8 protein-coding genes and 2 pseudogenes are annotated in these 8,032 nt (G+C 67.4%); 5 read left to right on the top strand and 5 right to left on the bottom strand.

Going from position 1 to position 8,032, the window contains the following annotated elements:
• From ACWEBX_RS35345 to ACWEBX_RS35355, 3 genes are all read left to right on the top strand, one after another.
• On the top strand, positions 1–283 hold a 283-nt coding region (locus tag ACWEBX_RS35345; RefSeq protein ID WP_451888851.1), incomplete at its 5' end, for a YciI family protein.
• Positions 280–1,521 carry an RNA polymerase sigma factor gene (locus tag ACWEBX_RS35350; protein WP_451888852.1) on the top strand — a complete coding sequence of 414 codons (1,242 nt, stop codon included), beginning with the start codon at positions 280–282 and terminating at the stop codon, positions 1,519–1,521. The genes ACWEBX_RS35345 and ACWEBX_RS35350, both read left to right, overlap by 4 nt.
• Before the next feature lie 278 nt (positions 1,522–1,799).
• Positions 1,800–2,810 carry a phosphotransferase family protein gene (locus tag ACWEBX_RS35355; RefSeq protein ID WP_451888853.1) on the top strand — a complete coding sequence of 337 codons (1,011 nt, stop codon included), beginning with the start codon at positions 1,800–1,802 and terminating at the stop codon, positions 2,808–2,810.
• A 115-nt stretch (positions 2,811–2,925) separates the two neighbouring features.
• On the opposite strand, the gene ACWEBX_RS35360 is transcribed toward ACWEBX_RS35355, so the two are convergent.
• Positions 2,926–3,660, bottom strand: coding sequence for a DUF4142 domain-containing protein (locus ACWEBX_RS35360; RefSeq protein WP_451888858.1), 735 nt, complete (start codon positions 3,658–3,660; stop codon positions 2,926–2,928).
• Between the two features lie 227 nt (positions 3,661–3,887).
• Positions 3,888–4,832 carry an aldo/keto reductase gene (locus ACWEBX_RS35365; RefSeq protein ID WP_451888854.1) on the bottom strand — a complete coding sequence of 315 codons (945 nt, stop codon included), beginning with the start codon at positions 4,830–4,832 and terminating at the stop codon, positions 3,888–3,890.
• Positions 4,833–4,930: 98 nt separating this feature from the next.
• Here ACWEBX_RS35365 and ACWEBX_RS35370 point away from each other — a divergent pair, with 98 nt between their 5' ends.
• Positions 4,931–5,599, top strand: a complete 669-nt coding sequence (locus ACWEBX_RS35370; protein WP_451888855.1) for a TetR family transcriptional regulator — start codon at positions 4,931–4,933, stop codon at positions 5,597–5,599.
• Positions 5,593–5,748 (top strand): annotated as a pseudogene (locus ACWEBX_RS35375) (ATP-binding protein); the annotation flags it as partial. The gene ACWEBX_RS35370 and the pseudogene ACWEBX_RS35375, both read left to right, overlap by 7 nt.
• 139 nt (positions 5,749–5,887) lie before the next feature.
• Here the strand turns inward: ACWEBX_RS35375 and ACWEBX_RS35380 are convergent.
• The 3 genes and pseudogenes from ACWEBX_RS35380 to ACWEBX_RS35390 all read right to left on the bottom strand — a co-directional run bounded on the left by ACWEBX_RS35380 (position 5,888) and on the right by ACWEBX_RS35390 (position 7,757).
• Positions 5,888–6,651: pseudogene (locus tag ACWEBX_RS35380) on the bottom strand (transposase).
• A gap of 89 nt (positions 6,652–6,740) precedes the next feature.
• Positions 6,741–7,157, bottom strand: coding sequence for a hypothetical protein (locus tag ACWEBX_RS35385; protein ID WP_451888856.1), 417 nt, complete (start codon positions 7,155–7,157; stop codon positions 6,741–6,743).
• A 267-nt stretch (positions 7,158–7,424) separates the two neighbouring features.
• Entirely contained in the window at positions 7,425–7,757 is a 333-nt protein-coding gene (locus tag ACWEBX_RS35390) for a hypothetical protein (protein WP_451888857.1), read from the bottom strand.
• Between the last annotated feature and the right edge of the window lie 275 nt (positions 7,758–8,032).

Genomic DNA, 8,032 nt, shown 5'->3' on the forward strand with positions numbered 1-8,032 from the left:
GAAGTGGGCCGGCAGTACGAGGGCGCCCGTGTCGGCGGCCCAGCCGAGCAGGGCCCGTCGGGTCGTGCGGGACTGGGCCGGGCTCGCGGACACCGACGCGGCCACGGTCATCGACAACCGGGGCGAGCAGGCGATGTTCAGCGACGGGCCCTTCCTGGAGTCGAAGGAGTACCTCGCCGGCATCTGGGTGTGGGAGGCCCCCGATCTGGATGTGGCGCTCAAACTCGCCGCCGAGGCGTCGAAGGCCTGCGACCGGAAGATCGAGGTGCGGCCGTTCCAGTGAACGACGTCGACGTCCGGAACGCGATCACTCACGCCCACCACGAGCAGTGGGCCCGGGTGGTCGCCGCCTTGACCAGGCGTTTCGGCGACCTCGACATCGCCGAGGAGGCGGCGGCCGAGGCGTTCGCGACCGCCGTCCAGCGGTGGCCGGCCGACGGCGTACCGCCCAACCCCGGCGGCTGGCTGACCACCACCGCCATCCGCAAGGCCATCGACCGGATCCGCCGCGAGAGCAAGCGCGACGACAAGCACAAGGAGGCTCAGATGATGTATGACGACGACCCACCCGAGCCTGCCGGCGCCGTCGACGACGACAGGCTCCGGCTGATCTTCACCTGCTGTCACCCGGCGCTGGCGATGCAGACCCGCGTAGCGCTGACGCTGCGCATGGTGGGCGGTCTGACCGTGCCCGAGATCGCCCGCGCCTATCTGGTGGCCGAGACCGCGATGGAGCGGCGGATCACCCGCGCGAAGGCCAAGATCAAGGCGGCTCGCATCCCCTATCGGGTGCCATCCGCCGAGGATCTGCCGGCACGCGTGTCGGGCGTACTGGCCGTCCTGTACCTGATGTTCAACGAGGGCTACCTCGCGACCGGCCCCGACAGCGATCCCCTACGTCACGACCTGACCGCCGAAGCGATCCGGCTCACCCGCCTGATCCGCGCCCTCCTGCCGGACGACGGCGAGGTGGCCGGGCTGCTGGCGCTGATGCTTCTCACCGAGGCCCGCCGCACCGCCCGGGTCTCGGCCGGCGGCGAGCTGGTCTCCCTGGACGAGCAGGACCGCGGTGACTGGGACGCGGCTCTGATCGCCGAGGGCCACCGACTGGTCCGCGAGCGTCTCGCCGCTGCCGCCATCGGGGTGGCTCCGGGCCGCTACCAGATCCTCGCCGCGATCAGCGCCGTGCACACGTCCGCCCCGAACATCCGTGACACCGACTGGACCCAGGTCCTCGCCCTCTACGGCCAACTTGTACGCCTCGACTCCTCACCGATCATCGCCCTGAACCATGCGATCGCGGTCGCCGAACTCCACGGCCCAGAGGCGGGGTTGACGGCCGTCGACCGCCTTGAGGACCAACTGGCCGGCTATCACGCCTACCACGCGGCCCGCGCCGACCTGCTGCGCAGGCTGGGCCGCGGTCAGCAGGCACGCGCGGCCTACGACAAAGCCATCGACCTGGCGGGCAACACCGCCGAGACCGCCTACCTGACCCGCCGCCGCGACCAACTGCCGTAGCACCACGGGCCCGATCGAAACCCCCGCAGCGACCGACGACCCCGGGGCACCCTGCCGACGCATTCCACCGACTGCCTACCTCGCTCCTGAAGCGGGGCATTCCCGCACGATGGCGGAGTTGACGGGGACGTCAGGGGAGATTTCGCCGCGACGGCGGGAAGGCCTTGCCCTACGACCACGACGAGGATTCGAACTACCCTGTACCCCGCCCCGGGAATGAGCCAGTTCCTGGGCATCCGTGCCCACGTGCCGGGCATCCCGTGCCTTGAGGAGCCTCGTTGGACGCCGTTACCGAGAGCATCACCAAGAACCGGCAGTCGTCGCACACGCTGCGTGTGATGATCGAACGCGCCTACGGTATCGGGCAGGTGCCTGATGGTGACGACTTCGCCGCGGAGATCACCCATGGCTGGTTCAACGTCGCCTACCGAATTCGGCTGCGTGACGGGCAGCAGAAGGTACTGAAAATCGCTCCTCCTGGCGATGTCACGGTGCTGACCCGTGAGCAGGGGATGATGCGCACGGAACTCGCCGCCATGGCTCTGGTGCGCGAACGCACCACGGTCCCCATTCCGCGGGTCGACCACGCCGATCTGTCCGGGGAGCTGGTCGAGGCCGACTATTTCTTCATGGAGTATGTGGACGCGGACAACTTCGGCCTGGCCATGGAGGAGGGGCGGTTGCCGACCGAGGTCGTCGCCTCGGGCGGCCGGCAGTTGGGCGCGCTGAACCGGGAACTCAACTCGATTGTGGGGCCGCACTTCGGATCATTGCGGGGCCCGGGATCGGCGACGTGGCGCGACGCGTTCCTGCAGATGATGGAAGACACCATGGCCGACGGTCGACGGGCAGGTGTCGACATTGGCCGGCACTACGACGCGGTCCGCTCGGTCTTCGTGGAGAACGCGAGTGTCCTGGACGACGTCAGTGAACCGCGGTTCGTCGAAGTCGACCTCTGGGCGAAGAACTCGATGATCAGAGACGGCCGGATCGTCTCGATCCTCGACCATGAACGCGCCATGTGGGCGGACCCGCTCATGGAAGCCGGATTCACCGGCATCGACCTTCCTGCGTTCGGTGACCCCGCCGACTTCATGAGTGGGTATGGCCTGGTCGAACTGTCTCCCTCGCAGCGCCTTCGCCGACGCCTGTACTCCTTGCACTTGGCCCTCATCATGATCGTCGAGACCAAGTTCCGGGGCCACACGGACATGGCTACCTACGACTTCGCGCGCAAACAACTCGACTTCCTCATGACTGGGTTCGGCCGCACAGCCACGCAAGCGTGACGATTCGATCGGACCCTGTCGGAGGCCCGCGTGTCGTTCGTGGCGAAGTCAATGGCACGCTCGGCCACCCATCGGACTTCGCCCGGTCCGAAGCCGTGGACGACGTCCCGCCCGCCTAACCGCCGTTTGTCTGCGTACCGTTCAGGGCGGCGCTGAGGTCCAGCGCTGTGGAGGTCGGGTTGGGCGGAGGATTGAGGACGACCTGGGGCTGACCGGGCGCCGGTGGTGGCGGCGTCATGTCGGACTTGGGCAGCTTGGGCGGGGTGGTCTGGTTGAAGACCGTGGTGTCGAAGTCGACGAGGCCGGTCTTCTCCATCACGGTGATGTGGTCGAGGACCGTGTTGTTCGCCTGATCTGCCAAGGCGCGGACCAAGGTGTTCTTCGTGGTCGAGCGCACCTTGGCGATGGCGTTGAAGATCGAACCGTGGGTCATGCGCAGGATGTTGGCGAAGTCCGTGTCGAACTGCTTCCCCGACTCCGCCTTCAGTTGGTTGACGAAACCTTCCTGCTGGGGACTTGCCACATTGGGCAGAGTGATGTTCAACATCGGTGCGATCTTGCGGCAGCTTGTGTCGAGCGCGGCGTGCCCGTCCACGAGGTGCTGGCTTGCGACGCGGACGGCTTGGCTCTGCCCCTTCTGCAAGCCGATCAGGCCGAGGGGGTGCTCCCACAGCCCGGCCGCACGCACTTTGACCACGAAGTCCCGTTCGCCCTCGGTGAGCGGTCCCCATTGCGTGTTGGCGATGATCCGGTCGTTCGAGGTCGACACCGTATTGATGCCCAGCATCGCTGGGTAGGCGAGGGCGCCCAGCGTCAGTGCGAGAGCGCCGCCCACGAACAGTGTTCCCATCACATGGCCCGTACGCTGCACCGTTCCTCCTGTCCGTCGGCTTGTGCCGAGCTGTCGTTGCCTGGCCGGGGCGGCCGATGAGGAGTACGTGCCGAAAGGTGTCCGGACTCAGCGGATGACGCAAAGAATTCACAGACAGCGCACAGGAGCGTGGGGCGATTCCGGCCCGCTCCGGCCTCGGCCGTGGGCACGGTCCCGACCGCCTGCCTCGCCGTGGTAGGCAGCCGTCAGCCCAGGTGTCCTCCGACGGCGCCGGCAGGAGCGATCCCGGCGATGTGGGCGAGGTCGTCGGCAGTCAGCGTGAGGTCGGCCGCGGCAATGTTCTGCGCGACGCGGTCGGGGTTGCGTGAGCCGGGAATGGGGACGATGTAGGTTTTCCTGGCGAGCAGCCAAGCCAACGCCAACTGCGCCAGGCCGGTGCCCTTGACCTCGGCGAACGCGCTCAGCTCACCGGCGAGAGCGAGGTTGGCGTCGAAGTTCTCCGGCGCCCACCAGGCCAGCAGTTGCCGGAAGTCGTCGTTGGAATAGTGCTCGCGGGACTGAGCCGCGCCGCTGAGGAAGCCGCGTGCGAGCGGCGAGTACGCCACCAACCCGATGCCCAGCTCCTCCAGGGCGGGGAACAGGCGCTCGCTGCCGTGGGGTGCGAAGATCGAGTACTCGTTCTGGAGTGCCGAGATCGGGTGGACGGCGTGGGCCCGGCGGATGGAGTCCTCGTCGGTGTTGGACAGACCGAGGTACTTGACCTTGCCGGCGTCGACGAACTCCTTCATCACACCGACCACGTCCTCGATCGGGACGGCGGGGTCGGGCATGTGCTGGTAAAGCAAGTCGATGCTGTCGACGCCGAGGTTGCGCAGGCTGTTGTCGACGACCTCACGGATGTGGTCCGGCCGTGAGTCGGGTGCGAACCCTGTCGGGGTGAGGCCGAACTTGGTCGCGATGGTCACCTCGTCGCGGATCGGCTTCAGAGCGTGCCCGAGGAGTTTCTCGCCCTCGCCCCAGCCGTACATCTCCGCGGTGTCGAAGTGGGTCACCCCCAGCTCGTGCGCACGGCGGATTGCCGTGACCGACTGGGTGTCGTCCGAGGGTCCGTAGCCCATGGCCGTTCCCATGGCGCCGTACCCGATCTCCGAGACCGTCAGTCCCTGGGTGCCCAGCTTTCTCGTCTCCACCGCGAACCTCCAAATGCAAAACCAAACAGTTCGGTTTTACTGTACGTGGGGTGGGCTCGACTGGCAAACCAAACGGTTCGGTCAAGTAAAGTGGCCCTATGGCAGCCAGGACCGCAGCAGACTCGGCCCGCGACCGCATCGTCGTCGCGGCGACCGCGGAGTTCGCCCGGCATGGAATCGCCGGCGCGCGGATCGAGCGCATCGCCAAGGCCGCGCGGACCAGCAAGGAGCGTCTCTACGCCTACTTCCGCAGCAAGGAAGACTTGTACGCGACGGTCGTCGCTCGCGAGCTGACGGCGGTCACGCAGGCCACACAACTGGACCCCGCCGACCTACCCGGCTACGCCGGACGCCTCCACGACTACTTCACGGCCCATCCCGACCGGCTCCGCCTCATGGACTGGGGCCGCCTCGAACTGGCGACGACGCCGGAGACCGGCACGGACGATCCGATGCGGGCCGCGATGCTCCACAAGACGGACCAGTTGCGCGAAGCGCAGCAGGCGGGCCAACTCCCTGAACACTGGGACCCCGCTGACATCCTGATGTTCGTCAGTCAGCTCGCCATGTCGTGGGTGAGTCATCCCGAACTGACGCCGCCTCACATGCCGGACCGCGACGCGTTCCTGGGAGCTCGCCGAGAGGCGATTGTGACGGCTGTCCAGTGCTTGTTCCCGGCCGCCTCCCCGGTTGTCGCGCCAACCGCGAAGCGACCGCAGTCAGCGGGCAAGGCCTCAGCGGCCACCGATGGCTCCATGGCCTCGTGAACGAGTTGGTCGAGGCGGCCGACGAGAAGCGGCTCAACAAGACCATCGCCCGCTACGGCCGCGTCGACCTGCTCTGCATCGATGAACTCGGCTACATGGAACTCGACCGCCACGGCGCCGAACTCCTCTCCCAGGTCCTGACCGAACGCTAGGAGAAGAACAGCGTCGCCATCACCTTCAACGAGTCCTGCGGCACAGCGCACATGTCAAGCCACATGCCTGTTTCGAAGACATCGTGGCTTCTGCAAGCCGCCTTGTGCGGTGTGGGCCCCTACCTGCCCCTGCGGCCTACCCAACGAGGGTGAGGTTGTGCAGCCGGGCGGTATCGAGCATGGCGTGGTGGACACCATCGCCTTTGAGGCGGCAGGCGCGGAGGATCTTCCAGGTCTTCATGCGGGCGAAGACGTGCTCGACGCGGGCACGGACCTGTTTGTGGGATTTGTTGTTTGCTTCCAGCCGGGCAGTGCCTCGCCGGCGCGGCGGCGGTGGGGCATCACGAGCCCGGTGCCCGGATAGCCGCCGTCGGCGATCGTCATGGTCGCGCCGACGGCGTCCTTCGCGCCGGACTCCTCCCAGGCCTTGCAGTCGTTGCGGTTGCCGGGAAGGGGTCTGCCAACCGCCACGACGAGACGGGTGTCGGCGTCGATGACGACCTGATGGTTGGTGGAGTACAGGTAGCTCCTCGACTGCTCGGCAATGGAGTGATCACGGGTGGGAACCAAGGTGCCGTCCACGATCGGCACAGTGTCCCTCGCGAACCGCGTGCGGGGCTGGAGGGCGAGCATCGGCCCGAGGTGATCGATGATCCGGTCCGCGGCAGACTTGGAGACCCCGAACAGCGGGGCCAGCTGGCGCATGGTCAGATTCGTCCGACAGTAGGCCGCTACCTGAAGTGTCCGGTCCTCCAAGGGCAGGCTCCACGGCCGGCCCCGGCGCATCGCCTCAGCACCTTCGCTCCACAGCATCGTGATCAGCTTGCCGAACGCACGTGGGCTCAGCCCGGTGAACGGGGCTGTCCAGGACGATTCCGACGCCGTGATCAGACTAGTCACGTCAAGATCATCACACCGCTGCTCCGGTGCCCCTAACTCCCGTTGCTACACGTTGTTCCTTCCTGCCGCCGCACCATCCGTCGCGACGCTCAGGTCTTGTCGGGCTTGGCTGCCGACGGCGAGGGTGGATGCTCGTCGCGGCTCTCCGGGGTGAGGGCATCGCGGCGGGCGAGGGCCACTGACAGGGGTAGGCCCAGCCGCTCGGCCGCGCGTCGGCGGACACGCACCTGTGCTCGGGTCCGGGGACGGAACGAGGGGAGCGGCGAGCATCCGCAGCCCGGGCGGTGGTCGTAAGTCAGCCCCTCTGCGAGCACGGCAGCAACGACGGACCATGCCTTCGTGTCGCGCCGCTGGGGCGCGCCGAAGTCGTAGCCGGCGAAGACGAGCTGCTCACGACAGCCAGGACAGATGTGCTTCCTGATCGGCCACGTGCTGCCCTTGAAGGAGAGCCGGCACGTAACGCACACGTAGTGCCGGAAGGCGCCGTTGAACGCGTGGTAGCACATGGCCCAAGAGGCTACGCGTGCTCCGCGGGCGGGCCCAAACGGATTCATTATGCCTATCTGGCCGGTCAGCCGCTGAAGCACACAAGGGGTGTGGATGAGCGAATAGCGGGACAGTCTTTAGGGACTCGCCGCCAACGGGCACGGTGGCTTCGACACCTCGGGTCCATGCGCCCCCTTCGATGAAGGTATCCGGCAAGCGGCGCCATGTCTGAGGCTTCTTCCCATCGGGCCAGGTGGATCGGCCTCTCGACGGCCCTTCCCGCGCGCCTACATGTGGTCCCAGGTGCCCGGGGTCGCGTACTGGCCCGCAAGGCTGATGCGCAGGCCGGCTCGGACCGCTTCAGCACTGAAGCCTTCCACGCCGCAGGCCTCGGCGAACTCGTGCGGGTCGAAGTTCGGATCTCGATGCCCGAGCACCTGCGCGACGACCAGCATGGCGTTGGCCCGCACGCGATTCGCATCTGCTCGGGAGAGGATCTCACCGGCGCCCCGATCAGTGCTTCGCCGATGCCCGGCCTGGTCTGCCCGATACGGGGCGTCCGACCAGTCGTGGTTGTTGATCTCGGCGGCGAACTCCAGCGCCAGACGGTCCAGAGCCATGGGGCTCCCCTTTCCGTGAGGTCGGACGCCGTTCGCGGCGCCTGTGCCGAGCTTAGGACGGGGGCCGACATCGGCCTCGCAGGAGTTCCGCGAGCGTGTCGGCCTCTACGACCTGCCGGCCGACGGACCTGGCGCTTGGGCAGACGGCGACGGCGGATGAGAGAGCCTGCGGACCGCACGCCCGGGTCCGGGCGAGATCTGGCATGCGGCGGTTCCGTTCCGGGACACGGTGGGTGGCAAGGAACGCTACGGCGTGGTCATGGGTAACCGGCGCC

The sequence above is a fragment of the Streptomyces sp. NPDC005070 genome (assembly GCF_053600395.1).

Excerpts from the sequence above, each read along its gene's own strand:
- ACWEBX_RS35360 (WP_451888858.1), bottom strand. The coding sequence starts at position 3,660 with ATGGGAACACTGTTCGTGGGCGGCGCTCTCGCACTGACGCTGGGCGCC.
- ACWEBX_RS35370 (WP_451888855.1), top strand. The coding sequence starts at position 4,931 with ATGGCAGCCAGGACCGCAGCAGACTCGGCCCGCGACCGCATCGTCGTC.
- ACWEBX_RS35385 (WP_451888856.1), bottom strand. The coding sequence starts at position 7,157 with ATGTGCTACCACGCGTTCAACGGCGCCTTCCGGCACTACGTGTGCGTT.
- ACWEBX_RS35390 (WP_451888857.1), bottom strand. The coding sequence starts at position 7,757 with ATGGCTCTGGACCGTCTGGCGCTGGAGTTCGCCGCCGAGATCAACAAC.